Source organism: Faecalicatena faecalis, from assembly GCF_012524165.2.
Classification (GTDB): domain Bacteria; phylum Bacillota; class Clostridia; order Lachnospirales; family Lachnospiraceae; genus Faecalicatena_A; species Faecalicatena_A faecalis.
On record NZ_JABACJ020000017.1, the window covers coordinates 52,672 to 72,997 of the forward strand.

Annotated in this window: 21 protein-coding genes; 5 read left to right on the plus strand and 16 right to left on the minus strand. The window is 51.2% G+C overall.

All coding sequences use genetic code 11. The annotated features are described in order from the left end of the window. Positions 1-24 precede the first annotated feature (24 nt). From HGO97_RS16120 to HGO97_RS16135, 4 genes are all read right to left on the minus strand, one after another. On the minus strand, positions 25-465 hold the full coding sequence (locus HGO97_RS16120; RefSeq protein WP_216243700.1) for a sigma-70 family RNA polymerase sigma factor: 441 nt from the start codon (positions 463-465) through the stop codon (positions 25-27). 101 nt (positions 466-566) lie between these two features. Then, positions 567-752 carry a hypothetical protein gene (locus tag HGO97_RS16125; protein WP_009243795.1) on the minus strand — a complete coding sequence of 62 codons (186 nt, stop codon included), beginning with the start codon at positions 750-752 and terminating at the stop codon, positions 567-569. A gap of 250 nt (positions 753-1,002) precedes the next feature. Continuing rightward, complete coding sequence (rlmN, locus tag HGO97_RS16130) at positions 1,003-1,992, minus strand: 23S rRNA (adenine(2503)-C(2))-methyltransferase RlmN (protein ID WP_118248617.1); 990 nt, start codon at positions 1,990-1,992, stop codon at positions 1,003-1,005. Between the two features lie 23 nt (positions 1,993-2,015). Continuing rightward, positions 2,016-2,177 carry a cysteine-rich KTR domain-containing protein gene (locus HGO97_RS16135; RefSeq protein WP_160209051.1) on the minus strand — a complete coding sequence of 54 codons (162 nt, stop codon included), beginning with the start codon at positions 2,175-2,177 and terminating at the stop codon, positions 2,016-2,018. 314 nt (positions 2,178-2,491) lie between these two features. Here HGO97_RS16135 and HGO97_RS16140 point away from each other — a divergent pair, with 314 nt between their 5' ends. From HGO97_RS16140 to HGO97_RS16155, 4 genes are all read left to right on the plus strand, one after another. Further along, positions 2,492-2,845: a helix-turn-helix transcriptional regulator gene (locus tag HGO97_RS16140; RefSeq protein WP_002569186.1), complete on the plus strand. Its 354-nt coding sequence runs from the start codon at positions 2,492-2,494 to the stop codon at positions 2,843-2,845. Between the two features lie 267 nt (positions 2,846-3,112). Beyond that, positions 3,113-3,442, plus strand: a complete 330-nt coding sequence (locus HGO97_RS16145; protein WP_002569185.1) for a plasmid mobilization protein — start codon at positions 3,113-3,115, stop codon at positions 3,440-3,442. Beyond that, positions 3,403-4,749: a relaxase/mobilization nuclease domain-containing protein gene (locus HGO97_RS16150; RefSeq protein ID WP_002569184.1), complete on the plus strand. Its 1,347-nt coding sequence runs from the start codon at positions 3,403-3,405 to the stop codon at positions 4,747-4,749. Before HGO97_RS16145 ends, HGO97_RS16150 begins: the two co-directional genes overlap by 40 nt. Positions 4,750-4,812: 63 nt before the next feature. Continuing rightward, a complete protein-coding gene (locus HGO97_RS16155) occupies positions 4,813-5,064 on the plus strand; it encodes a helix-turn-helix domain-containing protein (RefSeq protein WP_002585088.1) in 252 nt (83 codons plus the stop codon). Positions 5,065-5,241: 177 nt separating this feature from the next. Here HGO97_RS16155 and HGO97_RS16160 read toward each other — a convergent pair whose 3' ends face one another. From HGO97_RS16160 to HGO97_RS16180, 5 genes are all read right to left on the minus strand, one after another. Next, positions 5,242-5,607: a cysteine-rich VLP domain-containing protein gene (locus HGO97_RS16160; RefSeq protein ID WP_002585089.1), complete on the minus strand. Its 366-nt coding sequence runs from the start codon at positions 5,605-5,607 to the stop codon at positions 5,242-5,244. Beyond that, positions 5,604-5,816, minus strand: coding sequence for a transposon-transfer assisting family protein (locus HGO97_RS16165; RefSeq protein ID WP_004607965.1), 213 nt, complete (start codon positions 5,814-5,816; stop codon positions 5,604-5,606). The genes HGO97_RS16160 and HGO97_RS16165 overlap by 4 nt, the downstream gene beginning before the upstream one ends. Continuing rightward, positions 5,813-6,766, minus strand: coding sequence for a hypothetical protein (locus HGO97_RS16170; RefSeq protein ID WP_002585090.1), 954 nt, complete (start codon positions 6,764-6,766; stop codon positions 5,813-5,815). Before HGO97_RS16170 ends, HGO97_RS16165 begins: the two co-directional genes overlap by 4 nt. A 3-nt stretch (positions 6,767-6,769) precedes the next feature. Then, the gene (locus HGO97_RS16175; RefSeq protein WP_006859298.1) at positions 6,770-10,096 is read right to left on the minus strand and encodes an antirestriction protein ArdA; all 3,327 of its coding nucleotides are present in this window, start codon (positions 10,094-10,096) and stop codon (positions 6,770-6,772) included. A 239-nt stretch (positions 10,097-10,335) separates the two neighbouring features. Then, on the minus strand, positions 10,336-12,420 hold the full coding sequence (locus tag HGO97_RS16180; RefSeq protein WP_007037046.1) for a DNA topoisomerase 3: 2,085 nt from the start codon (positions 12,418-12,420) through the stop codon (positions 10,336-10,338). A 78-nt stretch (positions 12,421-12,498) separates the two neighbouring features. Between HGO97_RS16180 and HGO97_RS16185 the strand changes: the two genes are divergently transcribed. Further along, positions 12,499-13,251, plus strand: coding sequence for a Shedu anti-phage system protein SduA domain-containing protein (locus HGO97_RS16185; protein ID WP_004607960.1), 753 nt, complete (start codon positions 12,499-12,501; stop codon positions 13,249-13,251). A 10-nt stretch (positions 13,252-13,261) separates the two neighbouring features. Here the strand turns inward: HGO97_RS16185 and HGO97_RS16190 are convergent, their stop codons facing one another. From HGO97_RS16190 to HGO97_RS16220, 7 genes are read right to left on the minus strand one after another with little or no spacing between them, the layout of a single operon-like run. Continuing rightward, positions 13,262-13,450, minus strand: a complete 189-nt coding sequence (locus HGO97_RS16190; RefSeq protein ID WP_004607959.1) for a hypothetical protein — start codon at positions 13,448-13,450, stop codon at positions 13,262-13,264. After that, complete coding sequence (locus HGO97_RS16195) at positions 13,447-14,157, minus strand: DUF4366 domain-containing protein (RefSeq protein WP_004607958.1); 711 nt, start codon at positions 14,155-14,157, stop codon at positions 13,447-13,449. The genes HGO97_RS16190 and HGO97_RS16195 overlap by 4 nt, the downstream gene beginning before the upstream one ends. Further along, a complete protein-coding gene (locus HGO97_RS16200; protein WP_004607957.1) occupies positions 14,150-14,428 on the minus strand; it encodes a DUF4315 family protein in 279 nt (92 codons plus the stop codon). The genes HGO97_RS16195 and HGO97_RS16200 overlap by 8 nt, the downstream gene beginning before the upstream one ends. A gap of 38 nt (positions 14,429-14,466) precedes the next feature. Continuing rightward, a complete protein-coding gene (locus tag HGO97_RS16205; RefSeq protein ID WP_007037045.1) occupies positions 14,467-16,536 on the minus strand; it encodes a C40 family peptidase in 2,070 nt (689 codons plus the stop codon). Between the two features lie 35 nt (positions 16,537-16,571). Continuing rightward, positions 16,572-17,531: a DNA-methyltransferase gene (locus HGO97_RS16210; RefSeq protein WP_006876012.1), complete on the minus strand. Its 960-nt coding sequence runs from the start codon at positions 17,529-17,531 to the stop codon at positions 16,572-16,574. Continuing rightward, positions 17,528-19,966, minus strand: coding sequence for a VirB4-like conjugal transfer ATPase, CD1110 family (locus tag HGO97_RS16215; protein WP_118340138.1), 2,439 nt, complete (start codon positions 19,964-19,966; stop codon positions 17,528-17,530). Before HGO97_RS16215 ends, HGO97_RS16210 begins: the two co-directional genes overlap by 4 nt. Then, positions 19,917-20,318, minus strand: a complete 402-nt coding sequence (locus tag HGO97_RS16220) for a PrgI family protein (RefSeq protein WP_118340140.1) — start codon at positions 20,316-20,318, stop codon at positions 19,917-19,919. Before HGO97_RS16220 ends, HGO97_RS16215 begins: the two co-directional genes overlap by 50 nt. Between the last annotated feature and the right edge of the window lie 8 nt (positions 20,319-20,326).

Consider the following 20,326-nt stretch of genomic DNA (forward strand, 5'->3'; position numbering starts at 1 on the left):
AATTATTTGATGAGGGTATTCCTTTTATATCTGCAGAAGCAGTCTCTTGTGGTAATGGTCATATTTTCTTAATTTCTCAAAAGAGCTTGTCCGCCTGTACTGTATCGTGCTTCTCGACGTGTTGAACAGCTCCGCAATCTCGGTATCGTTCATTCCCTCGAAGTAATACAGCAATATGGCTTTGCGCTTTTCTTCCGGCAAAGTACGGATTGCTTCAAGAAGCAGCTTTGGCGTGATTTTCTTCCCGGCTTTCTCAAAGACGGTTTCGGCGGCTTCACGTTTGAAATATTCATCAAACGTATGAAGCTGCCGCGCTTCGTCTAAGGTCATGTCGGAAAAGGTCACTTCCTTTGCCTTGTGTCTGCGAAGTTCTCTATGGGTGTCGCAAGCTTCATTGTGCAATACCGTATTACAAAACTTCTGAAAAGCACACTGTTTGTAAAACTCCCTGCTATTAGGTTCCACATTCTCACCTCCTTTCTCGTTGGAAAGTTGGTGGTGCTTCCCCCCTTTTCGCGGGGCAATACGGCGTTTTTCAAAAACGCCGAAGATTTTTTGAAATTTCTTCAAAAATTTTTTGAACGTACAAAATGCGCCCGTCCGAAAAGCCCGGACGGGCGCATAGGCATTGTAAGCAGTATCCAGATGATTAGACAGTTCATATATATAAGCGTAGTTTCCCCCGGTGGTGGGCGGGCTTTTTTTGATAAGTCAATAACTGTCGGATTTTGTCGATATGCTTTTTGCTTCATGGCGGCTACCTCCTTTAGCCGCCGATTTCAACAGTGATACCGCGTCATTTCATTAGAAGATAAAAAGAAACGGCGGCTTTGATTTTTCAAAGCTGCTGCGGAAATCAAAGAACGACAAGCAACAGTTCTGATTTTGCTCCAATATGGTTATTAGGGGCACAAATTAAAATCAAAAAAGAGCCGATAACAGCAGTATTTCAAACTGCATATTATCGGCTCTGCGTCTGTGCGTCTGGCTCTTTTAATTAAATTATTTCTGTTGTTTTTTGGCTTTATTATATGTATTAGCTAACTGTCCACAAGCTGCTTTAATCTCTCTACCATGAGAAACTCTTATGGTAACTTCAAGTCCTGTTTGCTCTAATTGATGTTTGAACGCAACCATTTCTTGTTTTTGTGGTGCTCTAATTTTTGAATTACTCGTCGGGTTGTATTGCAGCACGTTAATCATAACATTTTTGCCCTTAAACCATTTTGCAAGTTGCCTTATATCTGAGGAACGGTCATTTATACCTGGTAAAAGCAAATACGCAAATACCACTTTTCGATTATGCCTTTGTGAATAGGACAATGCTTGCTTAACAACATCTTCAATAGCGTACATGTGCATATGAGGAATGATGCAGTTTCTCGCAGCCTGTGTTGCTGCATGTAAAGATATTGTCAACTGAATTTTTAGATGTTCTTCGCGCAATTTTTTTAATTGATTAACTGGACCAACTGTTGATACGGTAATGCCGTCGGTTGGAAAGTTAAGTCCATTTCTATCTCGAAGAATATGGATTGCTGCAATCAAGTTGTCGTAATTGAATAAAGGTTCTCCCATTCCCATAAAAACGATACGATTTACTTTTTGACGTATCAATACAACCTGCTGCACAATTTCAGACGGTGTTAGATTACGAACAAAACCATTGCGTCCGGACTCACAAAAAATACAGCCAACAGAACAACCAACTTGCGTACTTACGCAAACAGTCCCACCATCTCGCCGTTTAATAAAAACCGTTTCAATATACCTGTTATCTTTCAATTCATAAACATACTTTTCAGTATCGCTACTTTTATAGACTTTTTTTGTTGATATTGATAGATTTTCTTTGTGAAATGGCTGTTTATACAATTCCGTATATAAGGCTCTTGCTTTATCCTCTCCAATTACTTCCGACATTTCTTTGTAAGTAAATCCGTATGGGTCATTCAATATTTCCGTAGGTGTACTTTTAGGTAAGTGTTTCATTTAAATATCCTTCCTTTTCAAAATTAAAAAGTTTGTTTTTCAGAGTTTTTGATTATGATTTCTAGTTTTTCAACATCAACGATATGCGTTAATTTACATTTAGGGCAGAAAAGAGGAAAATTTCTTAATACCGTATTATAAAATACTTGAACCCTCGTCTTTCCGTTACAAATTGGACATTTTATCTAATACTACAACAAAATTAAGGCATAGTTTTTATACTATGTCTATACGTCGTTAGTTTTGTTGTATAGCATACGCAAAATAAGCATGACAAAAAAGCCCATATTGAAAATGGGAAAAATCTTTTTTGATTTCAATGCTTATCGAATACGCATGCTATGTAACATAAACATTCCCCCCCTTTTATATAATATTATATACAAAAGCAGCTTGTTGTCAACATATATATATATGAATTATTTTGGCTAACTGATAGAACTACGTAGACATATCCAAGAAGAAAGGGGAACAGTAAAATGTAATAGGGTGAATAACTATGGCAAAAAGACCAGTACCACGATACGACTTTAAGGCTTTTGGGGCAGCGATAAAGGCAGCGCGTGAGGGATGCAAGGAGAGCCGCAAGAAAGTAGGCGACGAAATGTTTATCTCGCCGCGCTACCTTGCGAACATTGAGAACAAGGGGCAGCACCCAAGTTTACAGATATTCTTTGAGCTGATACAGCGTTACCATATATCCGTAGACCAATTCCTTTTAGAAACGCCGCCGGAGAAGAACACGCAGCGGCGGCAGCTTGACGCGCTTCTTGACGGTATGAGCGATACAGGCATACGGATTGTAACCGCAACGGCAAAGGAGATTTCCGAAGTCGAAAAAGAGGGCGAATAGGAATGTCCGACTTAAAACTGAACAGGATTTAGAAAGCGTTGTAATCTTTTTTGAGGTTGCAGCGTTTTTCTTTTGCGTAAGTTTGGCAAAATCGCTTTTTCTCCGTAGTAGGTGATAAGAGCCTAAAGGATAAAAACATTCGTAGCAAGCATAGGAAGCGGGTACCACTTCCGTATTTTCGCCCTCCCGCGCTGCGGCGCGTCGGTTGAAAATTGCTTGTTGGGAAGTGTCCCAAACCCTCGGAACGGAAAGGAAAGGAGCGAACACATGGACGGACGCAAAAGGACAGTGCAAATCAAATTCAGAGTGACGGAAGCGGAACGGGATTTAATACTGGAAAAAATGAAGCTCGTACCCACCCGGAACATGGCGGCGTATCTGCGGAAGATTGCCATTGACGGGTATATCATTCAGATAGACCACGCCGATATAAAGGCTATGACCGCAGAGATACAGAAAATCGGTGTCAACGTCAACCAGATAGCACGCCGCGTAAACGCGACGGGGAACGCATACCAAGAGGACATAGAGGAAATAAAGGGGGTGCTTGCGGAGATATGGCGGTTACAAAGATTAAGCCTATTAAAAGCACTCTAAGCAAAGCCCTTGACTATATCGAAAACCCGGACAAGACGGACGGGAAAATGCTTGTGTCCTCTTTCGGTTGCTCCTATGAAACGGCAGATATTGAGTTTGAATATACCCTGTCGCAAGCACTCCAAAAGGGGAACAATTTAGCCTTTCATCTGATACAGTCCTTTGAGCCGGGGGAAGTCGATTATCAGAAAGCCCATGAAATCGGAAAGCAGCTTGCCGACGCGGTAACAAAGGGGCAGCATGAGTATGTACTCACGACGCACATTGACAAAGGACACGTCCATAACCATATCATTTTTTGCGCGGTGAACTTTGTAGACCACCATAAATACAATTCCAACAAAAGGAGCTATTACGGCATACGGAACATGAGCGACAAGCTGTGCCGGGAAAATGGCTTGTCCGTTGTCGTCCCCGGCAAGGGCAGCAAGGGAAAGAGCTATGCGGAGTACCAGGCAGAAAAGACGGGTACAAGTTGGAAAGGCAAGCTGAAAACCACTGTTGACGCGCTTATCCCCCAAGTTTCCAGTTTTGAGGAATTGCTAACGCGGTTACAGGCGGCGGGCTATGAGATAAAGCCGGGGAAATATGTATCATGCCGCGCCCCCGGACAGGAACGCTTCACCCGCCTTAAAACCCTCGGCGCAGACTATACAGAGGAAGCCGTAAGGGAACGGATAGCGGGCAGACGGACAAAGGTGGCGAAAGCTCCCAGAGAGCAGCGCGGCGTGTCGCTGCTTATCGACATTGAGAACAGTATCAAGGCAGCGCAGAGTAAGGGCTATGAACAGTGGGCGAAAATCCACAATCTGAAACAGGCAGCTAAAACAATGAATTTCTTGACGGAACATAAGATTGAGCAGTACGCGGATTTAGTCAGCCGGATTGAGGAAATGGCAGCGGAAAGCGGACAGGCGGCAGACGCATTGAAGAACGCCGAAAAGCGGCTTGCGGAAATGGCGGTGCTTATCAAGAATGTTTCCACCTATCAAAAGACAAAGCCTGTCTATGACGCATACCGCAAGGCAAGGAACAGGGAGAAGTACCGCGCCGGACAGGAACAGGCAATTATCCTCCATGAAGCCGCCGTAAGGTCACTGAAAGCGGCGGGCATTGCGAAGCTCCCGAACCTCGCCGCGCTGCAATCGGAGTATGAAGCCCTCCAAGCGCAGAAAGAAGCCCTTTACGCCGACTATGGAAAATTGAAAAAGAAAGTCCGGGAATATGATATTATCAAGCAGAACATTGACAGCATTTTACAGGCAGACAGACAGCCGGAACGGGAAAAGGAAACAGAACGCGGATAAGGATAGCAAAATCCCCGCCGCTGTGCTATGATAGGGCTATCAAAAAGCAGAGGAGCGTTGAGCATGGAAAACCAGAAAATGCCGGAATATGAAACCATACGCGCCGCCGTTGCCGGGGAAAAATGGGCGGTGGAGAAAGTCGTGGAGTGCTACAAGGACGAAATCGACAGGCTATCGACGGTAGCGGTCAGACAGCCGGACGGAAGCACGAAACAGGAAATCAACGAAGATATGCGCCAGTCCATCACAAAGAAGCTGATAGAAGCCCTCCCGCAGTTCCCGCTTGAAGAAATGGAAAAGGGAAATGTCAGATAGGCAAAAAAAGAACAGGGCGCGGAAGCCAGTATATGACTTCCGCGCCCTGTCTTTTTATGGGTGCTGTTTTCGTGAATGTTACGCAGTAGAACGCCATTTTTGGGGGTAAAGGTATAAAGTATCGCCTATCCGATTTTCACGCCCGGAAAGCCCTGTAAATCAAGGGATTTTCCGCGCCTACTGCGTAACAGGGGCGCGTCTTTTCCTCATGCGCTCGGCGGCTTGTCTGCGGGTGATACGTTTCCGGCAGACGGGGCAGTATTTGACACTGTTAGAGGTTGACGCAAAGAACGCGCCGCACTCGGTACATTTCTTCTTATCCCCTGTCTGGTAAAGCTCCGCATAAAGCAGCCTGTCGGCGGGAAGCACCGCAACCCGGAACCACTTGCAGAGAAGCGAATAGGAAATGAGCTGCGGACATACGCACTCGTCCCCGTCGTCCAGTAAGATACAGTTCCCGTTATCATAATTGCAGCACGTCCGGCGCACAAGGGCGTTGACTTTCCGGCTCTGGGGCGGCGTCAGCCGCTTAACCCCGTTCATACTTCATCAGCGGCGTAAATGGGAAGCTCTGCAAATTCCGCTTCGGTCAAAGCGTCCACTTTGGAAAGGGTGCGCTTTGCAAGCTCCCGCATATCCGCGTCCATGTAGGGCAGCGCGGCGTTGACATTCTCAATCAAAGCCCGCTTGCCGCCCTCGTTGTAAATGCTCAAAAGGTTTGTTTCTTCAACAGTCAGTCTAATCATGCTCATACCTCCATATCGTGATTTTTTGTTTTTGCCGCCGCCTTTTTCGGGGCGGTCTTTGCCTTGTCTGCTTTAAGCTGCGCCCGGATAGAGGGGCGGGGCTTCCTTATCTCCCTGTCCCGGTTCTCCCCCTTGTCAATCAGCGCATACGTCCCATGTCTGCCCTCGATTTTGGAAAAGGAAAGGGTCTTGTAGGGCAGCATGGAGAAAAGGCGGTCAGTGTCCTTTGTGGCTGCAAGCCGCATGAACGCCGGGGAAAGCTCTGCCATGAAATGGGTCTTGTTCGGGCTGTTCGGCTCGTAATGCCGCTTCATTTCCCGCACAATGCGCCGCGCTTCCGTTTCAATCAGCCCGTCCCGCAAAGCGGCAATATGCGCCTTGAAATCCCCCGGCGAAAGCTGCTCCCGGCTGCGCCGTTCTTCCTGTAAGAGCGATTGCAGCGCGTCCGGGTCGTTGGGTACGGCTTCAAAGCGTTCAAATTTCCCAAGCTGCGGGTCTGGGGTTCCGTCAAAATATCTCCCGGCTTCCTGTACCCTTTCCCCATGCTCATAAATCAGCTTCACCGTATCGGCGGGCAGCTCCTTTTCCTTGACGCGCTCATAATGTTTAGAGTAGTCCAGTTCGTACAGATTGCCCTTGATTTTCCCGCGCTCCTTTCCCGTCAGCTCGATTGCATAGGCAAGAACGCGGTCGCTTGTCTGCTCCATGTAGAAACGCCATGTGTTGTGGGGCGCGGTGTCTTTGAGGAAAACGTCGCGCTCCCGGAAACAGTGCGTCCCGGACGGGCGGCAGAACCACAAAAGTGTTTTGTCCTCCCTGTGGGGGCTTGCCGCCGCCTTTGCGATAATCTCTTTGTCAATGTCTAAGTCGCTCTGGTAAAAGCCTGTGTTCTGCTTCATAATCGCTTCAAGGGAAGCAAACAAATCCATGTTTTCAAATTTGCTCTGTTCCGGCATGGGTCAGCTCCTTTCCAAGTCCTGTGACTTCTGCTTTGCGTTTTTCTTCTGTGCCTTTTCCTTGTCGGCTCTAAGCTGCGCCCGGATAGAGGGTTTCTTTTCCGGCTTCGCTCCCTTGCCGCGCTCCTTGTCGGCTTTGACAGCGTTAGCCAGGTCAACAAGGGAAATCTGCTCGCCCGCCTTTACCTTTGCTTCCAGTTCGTCAACGGTGGGGGTGTTGTTGATGATACCGTCAATCATGTTCCCGTTCTGCTCTGTGGTCTGCTCGGCGGTTTTCAAGGGATTGTCCCGCTGCGCCTGTTCTGCGGCAACGGCAAACGCCCGCGTCCCATTCCCCATAATCAGATACTTTCCGTCGTCCGACTGGTGGTGAAAGCCATATCCGGCGGCTTCTATCTGCTCCCGGCTCATGGCGGTCACATGGAAAGTCCCCCTCGGTGTCTTGACAGTTTCGCCCGTTTCCAAGTCGTCCGGGGTAAGCTGCTTTTGCTCCTGTAAAAACTCCGGCACTTCCCGAAAACCTACACTGTCAACGAAATGCGCCGCGTCCTGTCCGTCCTGATGAAGCACTACCACGTCGGAAACGGAAAGGCTGTGTCCCTTAAAATCTTTGGGGTGGTCGATATTGAAACAGGTGTAAATATCTTCAAGGGAAGTTTCCGGCGCAAGGGGCGCGGAATAGACAAGCTCATAGTTCGCCCTGTCAACCACATTTCCCGCCGCCTGCAGGCGGTCGTATGGCTCAAAGCGGAAATCCCTTGTTTCGTCCCCGCCCTTTATCTGGTAAATGGAAAAGGTGTCTTTGTCCTGTCCGGCGGTCTGCGCCGTTTCCTGTGCCTTTGCGTAAAGCTGCTTCACGTCGCCCTCGGTCAGCTCGCCGCTTTTGAGCTGCCCCATAAGCTCGCGGCATTTCTCCGGCGTTCCCGTATAAAGCACGTCGCCCATTTTCGCCCGCCCGTTCTCCTGTGTCACATAGGCTTGCAAGAGGTAGCTGTTTTCCCGGCTGTCGCTGTAAGGGTTCCGGCGCACTCTGTAAATCGTTTCCGGGGTAAAGGCTTCTTTCGGGGCTGCGCCCGCTTTTTCCTGTGCGCCGGATTTTCCCGGTGCGGCTGCTTCCGGATCCGGCTTCTCCGGCGCGGCTTCCTGTCCCTCTCTGGTGGGCTGCTCCTGTCCGGCGGTCTGCTCCTTGTCCTGTGCCTTTTGCAGCTCCGCTAAGTTCTCGTCTATGGAATTGATAATCTCGGCGGCTGCGCTGCGTATCGTTTCAAGGGAGCTTTTCAGCTCGGACAGCTCCCGCCCGCTGCTCCACCCGGCGACATAGCCGAAAGAGTAGTCCGACGTGTCAAGCCCGTAATGTTGGCAGACAGTATAGGCGACGCTTTCCGCTTCGACTTCGCGGGTGCGGCGGTCAACGTGGGGCTGCTGCTCGTCCTTTGGCGCGTTGAGGTCAATGTCGTGCAGCTTCGCATGGGCGATTTCGTGAATAGCGGTCTTTAAGGTCTGTAATTCGCTCATGCCCTCGTTGATAGCAATGCGCTTGTCCTCCAAGTGGTAGTAGCCATGAGAGCCGCCCTCGATATTCTCAAAGGCGATAGGAACGGGGGAAGTCTTTTCAAGGGCTGCGAAAAAATCCTTGTAGCGGTCAACGTCGCCTGTCAGCTCGTCAACCGCAATGTCCGGCAGCTCCTTTCCCTCGGTCTGGGAAACGTCAAAGACGGATACCACCTTGTAGGCGGGTATGGTGACTTCCTTTTCCTCGGTGACGGGCTTCCCGTCCTTGCCGATAACGGGCTTCTGCGTGTGCGGGTCGATTTTCTGCATTTCCTGTTTGATTTTATAGGGTGACGGAGCAATGATTTTAATTCCCTTTTGCCCTTTCATCACGTTTCGTTCAAAGTTGTTCTTCCAAGCGGAAAAGCCCGCCACAAGGGAAGCGTCCGGCTTCTGCATGGCGATAAGGACGGTGTTTCGGAAGCTGTAATTATGGAATTTTGACATGACTTTCAGATATTCCCGGTAACGCTCGCTGTCAAAGAGTTCCGCAATACCCTGTTCCAGACGGTCGGTAATCTCTTTGAGCTTTTCGGCGGGCTTCTCGCTCGTCAGCACGATAGGGATAACCGGGCGCGGCTCCTGTGGCTGCTCTGCGGTCTGCGCCGTTCTCTGCCCCGGCGCGGCTGCGTCCATTTCTACCTTTGACGGGTCGGGTCTTTCCGGCTGCGGGGGCTGCGGCGTTACCCGGTATTCCTCCGGCACGTCGCGCCCGTCGTACCATTCTGTAAAGGTGTTGCGGTTGTTGTAGATATAGCCCTTTTCGGTAAACATACCGTCGTCGTTAATGGAAGCGTCCCGCCCGTATTCCTCATACATGAAATACTTTTTCGCTTCTTCGGGAAGTTCCGGTTCTTCCAGTTCATCAACCAGATAACGCCCGTATTCTTCTTCATTGTGGACGGACGGATAAATCCAGTAGCAGTCAAGGTTCTGTGCAAGGTTGATAATGTCCTGTAAGCTGTCGGCATGGTCGCCGTATTCAATGGCTGCAATGAATTTCTCCCGGTCGTCGTCAAACTGCATTTCCAAGAGCTTCCCTAAATAGTTCAGCTCGTCGGGGTGGGAATACTCGCTTAAATGCTCCGTCAAGCCGGGGATAGTGGATTGAAATTCTGTGAAATGCCATTCCTCATAGTGCTTGAAGTCAATCCCGATACGGTCAAAGACTTCTTTCAGATGTTCGGCAGTCGTGGGGAATGTCACCCATTCGCCCGCGGGTCTGCCCTCGGTGTACTTCCCAAGATTGGAAAGATAGCCGCTTAAAATCGGTTCTGCCATTTGTTCGCTCCTTTCTTTTTCAATCATGCGGTGCATAAGCTCAAAATCCTCAATGCTCATGCTCCCGTCAAATACATAGGGGTTAAAATCCTCCCCGTCCCGGTAGGGCTTTTCGGAAAAGGGAAGCCCCGCTTCATGGGCGGCTGCCCTCGCTTCCTCGATAACCTCCGGGGGAAGCCTGTCGTCATGCGCTCCGATAAAACCGTCAATGTCGTTCATGCTGTTTTCGTAGTGGTAACGCACTCCGGCGGTCAGCTCGTCAAGGCTCATGTCCTCGCCTAAATGCCCGCAATAGTAGCCGTTTAAGATAACGGCGGCGGGGTCAATGCTTTTTATTTCCTCTAACCGGCTCCTGTCCTCCGGGTAGAGCGTATCGTCCATATCAAGATGAAAATATTCCGCGTTCCATGAACGCCCCTGTTTCCAGAACGCCACCCATGCGATACCGTCCCTAAGCTCGTCTTGATAGTCCTTTACGGTGTCCCGTAAACTTGCCATAGTGAAAAACCTCCTTTCTCTGCGGCAGCGTCATAAGCTGCATTTTTTGGCTGCATGGTCTACTACGGGTACGCCCGCATTTCTGCCAAATATTTTTGAAAATTTTTAGAGGGTGAAGCCCTCCGCAAAAGAGGGTTTGGGAAACTTCCCAACAAGCAAAATCCCCGTCCGGCGCGTCAGCGTCGCAACGGGGATTTACGGAAGTGGGTACCCGCTTCCTATGCTTGCTATTCAAGTTTTTAGTTCTTCTGCACTTCGATACGGTAGTTGACGTATTTCCCGCCAGTGTCAGCCAGAACGATAGTTCCGTCGTAGGTCTTGCCTGTTTTCGGGGAGTAGAGCTTCTTCACATTCGCCTTGCCGGATTTAAGGAGCGCGGCGGCAATCTTCGCGGAAAAAGCGGTCTTGCGTTCCTCGAAAAAGCGGTCATTCTTCCACATGACAAAGGCACATTCTTTGTTGCTGCAATAATAGTTTTTCTTCCCCTCATGGACGGGGGAACCGCAACGGGGGCATTTGCCGACAGAGGGCTTTTCCTCCCGGAACAAATCCTTTTTCCCGTCCAGTGCTGCGGCGTGTGTCTGCACAAGCTCCCGCGCCATAGCTTCAATGCCGGACAGAAATTCGCCGGGGTCTGCGGCTCCCTTTGCTATCTGCGTCAGATTGTTTTCCCATTCTGCGGTAAGCTGTGGGGAAGTGAGTATATCCGGCAGAATACAGATAAGGCTGTTCCCGTTTTTGGTAGGGATAAGCTGCTTCCCCTTGCGCTCCGCAAAGCCGCCCTTTACCAGTTTTTCAATGACGGCGGCGCGGGTGGCGGGAGTGCCAAGCCCCCGGCGTTCCGCGTCCGGGTCGGTGTCCCCGTTCCCGGCGCGTTCCATAGCCGACAAAAGGCTTGCTTCGCTGTGGGGCTTCGGCGGCGTTGTGGTATGCTCCGTTACTTTTGCGGCGGGGTTAGGAAAGCCCTGTCCCTCGGAAAGCTTCGGCAGCGTCACGTCTGCATTTTCCCCGTCCTCCGCTTCGGGCTTATCTTTCAGCGTCGCCCGGTATCTGCGTTGAAGCTCTTTCCAACCCTCCGCAAGTACGGTCTTTCCCCTTGCGGTGAAGTCTGTCCCGGCGCATGAGAAAACCGCCGTAACCGCTTCATAAATATGCGGCTCGGCGGTGGCAAAAAGCAGACGCGCCCCCGCAAGGGTAAGGATATTCTTCTCGCTTTCCGGCAGCGCGTCCGGGTCAGCCTTTGCAAGCTCCATAGTGGGAATGATTGCGTGGTGGTCTGATACTTTTTTACTGTCTAATACCTTTACAACCTCCGGCGTGAAGTCCGCGCCCGCCATAAAGGGGAGTTTTTCGCAAAGCAGCGCGATAATGCCCGCTGCGGTGCCGCCCATGTCGTCAGTAAGAAAGCTGCTGTCCGTCCTCGGATAAGTAAGGAGCCGCTTTTCATAAAGGGATTGTGCAAGGTCAAGGGTCTGCTTCGCGGTGTAGCCGAAAATGCGGTTCGCTTCCCGCTGCAAAGAGGTAAGGTCAAAGAGCTTCGGCGGGGCTGCGGTTTTCTTCTCTCTGGTGAGGGAAACGCATACCGCCGTTTCCGCTTCGCAAGCCCCTTTCAGCGCGTCGGCTTCTGCCTTGTCGGAAATCCTCCCGCTTGCCGCTTCCGCGCCGGATAAATCAAGGCGCACATGATAATATTTTTCTTTCTGGAAATGGGAGATAGCCGCGTCCCGGTCGGTGAGCATTTTTAAGGTCGGGGTCTGGACGCGCCCCACGTTCAAGGTCTTTCCATACAGGCAGGAGAAAAGCCGGGTGGCGTTAATGCCGATAAGCCAGTCAGCCTTTGCGCGGCAGAGGGCAGACGCAAAGAGCGCGTCGTATTCCTGCCCGTCTTTGAGGGAAGCAAAGCCCGCCTTGATTGCCCCGTCCTCCATTGAGGAAATCCACAAGCGGCGCATGGGCTTCTTGCAGCCCGCCGCTTCGTAGACAAAGCGGAAAATCAATTCTCCCTCGCGCCCCGCGTCACACGCATTTACCACTTCGGAAACGTCGGCGCGGTGCATAAGCTCTTTTAGGGTTTTGAATTGCTTCCCCTTGTCCGGGTCAACGGCGTACTGCCATTCCTCCGGCAGAATGGGTAAGCTCTCAAAACTCCATTTTTTATATTGCTCCCCGTAGGCGGCAGCTTCCGCAAGCTGTACCAAATGCCCGACGCACCATGAAATGAGGCAGCCGCCGCCCTCGATATATCCGTCTTTCTTTTCCTTAACGCCAAGCGCGGCGGCGATAGTCTGCGCCACGCTCGGCTTTTCTGCAATAATCAGTTTCATTTTCTGTTCTCCTTTCGGTTGTTTTAGGTTTGAAATTGGTTTATACTTTAAGCATTACTATAAGAAACAGGTGACAATATGAAATCAATACATACTTTCGATGTTTTTGCTCCTACTGATGAACAGGAAGAAGCAATGAATAAAAAACGTGGCGGGCATTACAGGCGCGGTAAAAACAAAGAAATGGATTACTTTATTGAGTGTGCTACTTCGCTATTTCCCAACAACCATTATTCAAGGTTCACACCTATATATGATACGACAAAAGAGTTTTATCAACTGATTACTTCTTCCGATACAACAGAAAGAGCTATACTAAATTGGATAGCTTCTAATCGTGCATGGAATTATTTGTTTGGCTTATTACGGCATTATTACAGAACAGGACACCATGACGATAATTATATCTTTCCAGAGTTCAAAATCGGGTCGGCTTATGTGGCTGATTATCTGCTCATAGGTAATAGTTCAGACGGTTATCAATTTGTCTTTGTGGAATTAGAAGCTCCCAACGGGCGGATAACAAAAGAAAAAGGTACTCGTTTCGGGGAAGTAATCAATAAAGGGATTGAACAGGTTAGGGATTGGCAAATGTATATTGCTGCAAATTGGAATGTAATTGTAGCAGAATTGGAAAAGCACTCATTCTCCAATACAAAGTTACCCAGACAATTATACAAATATTGCCCTTATCAAATCTACTATGCTGTGATAGCCGGACTCCGTAAAGATTTTGAGAATATTCGTGATAGAAAGCTCCAACTGCAAAATGAAAATAACATAACACTTTTGCATTACGAAAATCTCATAGATGTTGCAAACGAAAATTAAAAGTCCATTTTCAGCGTTCCGGCTCACTTGCCTTTTTCTCCTGTACCTGTTTCAGACAGTAGCCCACACAAGGGAGCTGCCCTTTGTACGGACAGGAAGCGCAAGCCGGGGAATGGGGAACGGGCGGCGCATTGTCACGCCGCCCGCCCGGTCTTTGTATCATCATCTTTTCAAAGGGATTGTCGGTAAACAGGGTCATGCTTCCTCGTCCTCCTGTTCTTCATCAGAAAGCCCGTCCCCCTCGTCCGGCTCGTCCTCGTCGTAGTCGTCAAAATCGAAATCTTCAAGGTCGGTGCCGCCCTTGACGTTTTGCTTCGGCTTCATAAACTTAAAATAATAGAACGCGCCCCCGCCGCCAAGAAGTGCCACGACAAGGAAAAGCACAAGCCCGCCCGCATTGCCTTTCTCTTTGGGCAGCTCCGGCGGTTCCTCGGTTTCCGGCTCTGCTTCCTTGCCGCTGCAAGCGGTCATGTTGTCCTTGCAGACGGGGCAGCTCACATTTACCTTTCCGGCTTCGCATTTTTCGGTGCAACTGCAAACGGCGGGCGGGGCTGCTTCGGTGCTTCCGTCCTCCATAAGTGCTAAGAGGTCGGCTTCGTCCACTTGATTAAGGAAATGTACGGTGTTCTCGCCCTCGTCGTCCCGGTCAATGAGGATATAAAAGTAATTGCCGTTTTTGGTCGTTACGGTGATAAGCTGCTTGTTGCCGCCGAAATCGTCTACAAGGGTCGCGTTCCCGTCCGGGGTAAGGGGTTCTTCCTTTTGGGGTTCCTCGTAGACAACGCCGCTGTCGTTGGTGTCGTCCTCTCCCTCCGGGGTCTGTGCAAAAGCGGTGACGGAAAAGCCGCCCGAAAGCATAAGGGCGGCGCAAAGTGCGGTCAGTGTTCTAAGGATTTTCTTATTCATTCTCGGTGTCCTCCATTTCTTCGGTGTCGTGGTCTGCGGGTTCTGCGGGGTAGCCCGGCGCGGCTTCCATGCCCGGAATACCGCCCCCGGAAAGCATAGCGGAAAGCTCATGCGGGGAAAGGCGCATGGAGCGCACAAGCTGTACGATTTGCAGGTTTTCCGCTTCGGTTTTCTGCGCTTCAAGCCCCCTTAATTTATTCTGGTACTCGGTGATTTTCTCGCGGGTCTTTGCAATCTCCTTGTCGATACGTTCAATTTTGTTCATAGCCATCAATAAATTTCTCCTTTCAGATTTTCATTTTTTTGTTGTCAGTTCCAATTCATTAAGCCGTAGCCCTTGATACAGGAGTAATTGACGGGGTAGCTCTTTATCTTGCAGGCGTCGCCGGAATTGCCCTCGACGGTATAGACGCGCTCCCCGTCCGTCCCGATAACAAGCCCTACATGGTCTGCGCTCCCGTCCCCGTCCCAGTCGAAAAAGATAGCGTCGCCGGGGGCGATATTCTCATAGCCCCTCGCGCCCCATTGCCCGCGTGACTGGAACCAGGGTACGCCCTGTGACTGGCACCCGGCAAAGCGCGGCTCGCTTTTCCCGGCTTGATTGTAGCACCATGAAACAAAACAGGCGCACCATTCCACGCGGCTGTTAAATCCGTACCAGCTCCAAAAGGGTCGCCCGCCTACGTTGCCGACTTGCCGCTTCGCAAGGTCTACAACGGCGGTGTTGCCGGGGCGTGTGCCGTTTACAAGCTGTACGCCGCTTAAATCCTCGGACGCGCCCATATCGGGGGAGCCGCCGCCGAAAATCAGCGGCTTGTTTCCGCTTGTTTCCAGATAGACGCGGTACATTTCAAGCTGCTGTGGCGTTAGAAGTTCCTCCGCAATCTCGGAAATGGGCTTGTTCGTCAGCTTCACGTTGAGGATATGGTACTCGTAGGGTACTTCCTCGCTGGTCGTTTCCCCTGTTTCCGGGTCTGTGCTTGTTTCTGTGCGGTAGCGGATTTCCGTTTCTTCCGTCAGCGTCAAAGTGTACTGCATGGCAAAGACGCGGTTTAGTTCTGCCTGTGCGCTCTGCGGGGTGTAGGTCTGTAAAAGGGCGGTGAGGTAGGACGCTAACTCATGGGGGTTATGCCCGATACTGTCAAGGTCATAGCGGTATTCGTCATAGCCGGGGTGGGTGCTTTCGATATTGTCAATCTGCTGCTGAAGCTCGTTTTCCTTTGCGGCGTAATTATTTTCCGTCGCCACAAGGTCGCTGTCCTCCGACGTGTAGGAAGTCCCAAGTATGCCGTTCATCAAGCCGGAGAACATGGAGCCGCAAGAGGAAAGCCCCGCCGATACCATGATGAATAAGAGCAGCGCGGCAACGGCGATACATACGCCCGCCGGGTGCCGCCCTACAAAAGCGATTGCCTTTTTTGTTTCCTCGGCGGTCTTTTTTGCCGCCTTGCGGGTGTTCTCTGCGGCTTTCTGCGCCGTTTTTGCGCCGCCTTTCCTTGCCGACTTTGCATACTGCCGCTTGATTTGCTGCTTCTGCATGAAGCGGGAAAGGGGATTGCCCGCAATCTGCGGATTGTCATGTAGGGATTTATGGTACTGGAAATCCACATTCGCCTTGAACGCCGCTTTCTCTGCCTTTGCCGCCGCCCGGTAGGGTTTGAGCTTGTGGCTGCGGTAGCCCTCCTTGACTTTCCGCGTCCCGTACTTTGCGCCGCGCTCTGCCAGTTCTTCGGATTTGTGCGCCCCCTCAACGCCGGAATTGTCCTTTTCAACGGAATGTATCTTGTTGTGGACGAAAATACCCGCTTCCTGTGCGGGGCGGGATAGCGGGTTATTGTGGGGCTTATTCCTTCCTATGGGCTTTTCCTGTTCCTCAAAATGTAGGCGGGTCTTGCCTTTCCCGGTGGCTTCATCAAAGGTGCGCTCCCGTACAAGTTTCTTTTCTTTGGGGATAGCCGCCTTTGCCGCGTCCAGACGGTCGGCTGCTTTGTCCGATTTTCGGATATACCTTTCAAGCTCCGGCGTTGCCCGTTCCTCGTCGGTAAACTGCAAGCGGGAAGATTTTTCTTTTGCTGTGGCTTCTGCCTGTGCTTTCCTCGCCGCCTTTTTGCTCGCCTTTCTGGTACGCGCCCCGTCGATACGCTCCAAGACGCGCTCGGCTGCGGCGGTGTCCTGTTCCCGTTCTGCCCCCGGCGCATGGGGAAGCGGCGGCGCGGCGGCTGTGGGCGCGGGAGCTGCGCCGCCCGGTATGGTCTGCGCTGCCTGTTCCGGCGGCTGCGGTGCTTCGGTCTTTGCAAAGTCCGCGTCCCTTATCCGCTTGCTGATACGTTTCTTTTTCCCGGTGGCGGCGTTTACCTCGACAGCCCCCTCGCGGGTCATTTTCTGCGTGACTTTCTCACGCGCTCGATACTGTTTTATTTTTCTGTCCCTCCAATCCGCGCCCTTGCAAGGGCGCAATACTCGGCGTTTATCTCAATGCCTATATAATGCCTGTCAAGCTGCCTTGCGGCTGCTCCCGTCGTGCCGCTGCCGAAAAAGGGGTCAAGCACAACGCCGCCTTTCGGACAGCCCGCCTTGATACAGGTTTCGGCAAGTTTTGGCGGGAACGCGGCGAAATGCCCGCCCTTGTAGGGTACGGTATTGATAAGCCACACGTCCCGCCTGTTCCGCATGGTCGGCATGAGGGCTTCGTCGTAGTAGCTGCCGCTTCTCGCCCGGTTAAGCCCCTGTACTTTCCCCTGTCCGGGTACTTCGTCCGCATATTTCTGTCCCGCGCTGCGCCCGGTGCGGTACCGCGCCGCCGTTGTGGGGGCTAACGGCTCGGCTATGGCGGCTGCGTCATAGAAATATTTCTTTGACTTCGTAAGCAGAAAGATATGTTCATAGCAGCGGGTAGGGCGGTCTTTCACGCTCTCCGGCATGGGGTTTTCTTTCTGCCAGATAATGTCGCTCCGTAAATACCACCCGTCAGCGCGTAGGGCAAAAGCTAAAAGCCAAGGGATACCGATTAAGTCCTTTTGTTTGCAGCCGGAAACGCGGTTGTTTTTTGCAATCTGCTGTCCGTTTCTGCCTTTCGGGTTCTTCGGGTCTGCATGGTAGCCCTTGTTCCCTGTGCCGCAGTAGGTGTCCGCGATATTCAGCCAGAGCGTACCGTCAGAACGCAGTACCCGGCGCAGCTCGCGGAAAACCTCGGTCAGCCTGTCAATGTACTGCTCCGGCGTGTCCTCCCGCCCAATCTGCATATCAAGCCCATAATCCCTAAGCGCATAGTAGGGCGGGCTTGTGACGCAACAGTGTACGCTTTCCTCTGGAAGCTCCCGCAAGGCATAGAGCGCGTCCCGGTTGATGATGGTGTCAGTTTTCAGCCCGTTCATGCTTCGCCCACTTCCTCCGGCTTCGTCGTCATTACCCGGTAAAGCTCGGTGTCTTTCGGGAAGCGGTCTACAAAGGGCAGCACCACGTTCCCGTAGAAGATAAGCCCCTCGCCCGCTTCGGTGTGGGTGACATATTTCATCTGCTGCGGGGAGATGTTGAGCTGCTTCGCAAGGATAGCCCGGTCGCCCGCCGCCTGATTGAGCATGAGGACAAAATCAGAGTTTTCAAAGATATTCTCCACTTCGCGGGAAGCAAGCAAATCCTTGACATTCTGCGTAATGGCTGTGGGTATGCCGCCCCATTTTCTGAAACGCTTCCAGATTTCAACGGAATAGGCGGCGGTCTGTTCCTCTTTCAAGAGAAGATGAAATTCGTCCATAAAATACCGGGTGGATTTCCTTTCTGCCCGGTTGACGGTGACGCGGTTCCATACCTGGTCCTGCACAATGAGCATACCTAACTTTTTGAGCTGCTTCCCAAGCTGCTTGATGTCAAAGCAGACAAGGCGGTTGTTCAGCTCCACGTTGGTACGGTGGTTGAATACGTTAAGGCTCCCGGAAACATACAGCTCCAACGCCGCCGCAATACGCGCCGCTTCCGGCTCCGGCTGCTTCAAAAGCTCGTTGTAGAGGTCGCCCAAGATAGGCATTTTCTCCGGGTCGGGGTCTGCAAGGAAAGGGCGGTACACGTTCCTAACGGCGCGGTCAATGACGGTCTTATCGACGGGCTGCAAGCCCTCCTTGCCGCCTATGACAAGCTCGCAGAGGGAGAGGATAAAGTCGGATTTCAGCGCAAGGGGGCTGTCGTCCTCGCTGTAATTGAGGTTAATATCCATAGGGTTCACATACTGGGGCTTCCCGTCAATGCCCTTGCCCGTAGGCGATAACCGTATCACTTGCCCGTCAAGCCGCTGCACAAGGGAAAAATACTCTGCTTCCGGGTCGCAGATAATTATGTCGTCGTCGGTAATGAGGAAAGCGTTTGTCATTTCCCGTTTGGCGGCAAAGGATTTCCCGCTTCCCGGCGTACCCAAGATTAAGCCGTTGGGGTTCTTTAGCTGCTTGCGGTCGCAGAGTATCATGTTGTTAGACAGGGCGTTTAAGCCGTAATACAAAGCCGCGCCCGTCTGAAAAAGCTCCTGCGTGATAAAGGGGATAAAGATAGCGGTGCTTGACGTGGTAAGCCCTCTTTGAATGGGGATAAGGTTCTCCCCAAGCGGTACAGAGGACATAAGCCCCGCTTCCTGTTGGTAGTCAAGGCGGGTCAAGGCGCAGTTGTTCTTCTGTGCAATGCCCGCCGCCGCGAATACGTCATTTTCCAGTTTCCTTTTTGTGTCTGCCATGTTCACCACAAGGAACGTCAAGAGGAACATTCTTTCATTCCGGCTCTGCAAGTCCTGTAAGAGATTTTTCGCTTCGCTGCCAAACGTGGCAAGGTCGGACGGGATTATATCCATGTCGTAGCCGCTGCGTACCGCTTTTTTCTGTTCCTCGATTTTCATTTTGTCAAGGTCGGTGATTTTCCGCTTGATTGTCTTTATGGCTTCGGTCTGGTCGATACTGTGGATATGCAGATTGACGATAACGCCCGTTTCCAAGTCCAGAATGTCAGATAAGATACGGTCGTTTAATTCCGGCGCAAGGATTTCAAGGAATGAAACCGCGCCGATTTTGCGCCCCATGCGGAAATAACGCCCCTCGCCAAAACGGAAAGAGGAAGGGGCGATAAAGTCCTTTGTGGAAAGCCCGGACGGGGCAAGCCATGAAAAATCAAAGGCAAACTGCCCGCCCTCCGGGTGGAAAATGCCATGCAGCATTTTAAGGCGTTCATAGCCTGTCATGGGGCGGGCAGACACGCCCAAGAGCTTAAAGTTGTTCAGTACGTCCGTTTCGATACGGGCAAGGCGGGATTTCGCCGCGCCCAGACTGTCGGCTTCAATGGCAAAGGTGATATATTTTGCCTTGACAAGCCCGTTGTTGCCCTTTGCAAGCTGGTTTTTCAGCATATCCCGGTATTCTGTGCGGATAGAGTTGAAAGCGTCCTCCTGTGCCGGGATATTGACCGCTTTTTCCGCTTCGCCCCGCTGCGTCCCCTGATTGATGAAAGAGAGCTGCACCGAAACGGAAGCGTCAAAGTAGTTGAGGAAGTCGCACCAGTTCTCAAAAATGGCGGTCTTGTCGTCCGCTTGTGCAAGCTGATAGTTAATATCTTCAAAGGCGACGGTCTTTGAGTATTTCCGTCCCGTAACCTTGCAGATACCGTCCGGGTACATCTGTATATAGGGGATTGTCTGCTGCGCGGTGTGCGCTTTCCCGTCGCCCTTTGCCTGTCTGATGATTTCCGCAATCTGCTTTTTCTCGGCGCGGGTGAGCTTGCGGGGCGGGTTAGGCTTTGCGCTTCCCGCCGCGCTGTTTCTTCGTGTTTCCTTTTGCAATCGCTGATACCTCCTTTTCAAGTTTTCTCTGCCGTTCTAAGGCGGAATAAAAGTTGTCTGTCCTGTATGGTCGTTCTTTGGGGGCAATGAATTTCGTCTGAATGATGTTCTTCACCACTACTTCAAGGGGCTGTCCATGCTTTTCATACATGGCGAACAGGAAACAGGGCAGCATGACGGCAATCATAGCCATAGACGCAAGGCTTGTGCCTGTGCTGTCTTTGAGCAGAAAGAAAAGCGGCAAGCCGATAATGAGAGCCGCCGCAAAACATACAATCTGCCGTTTGGTAAGGTTGAACGCTACTTTTGTCTTGACTTTGGATAAGTCTTTGGGTACGGGTACATACGCCAAGTGAAAAC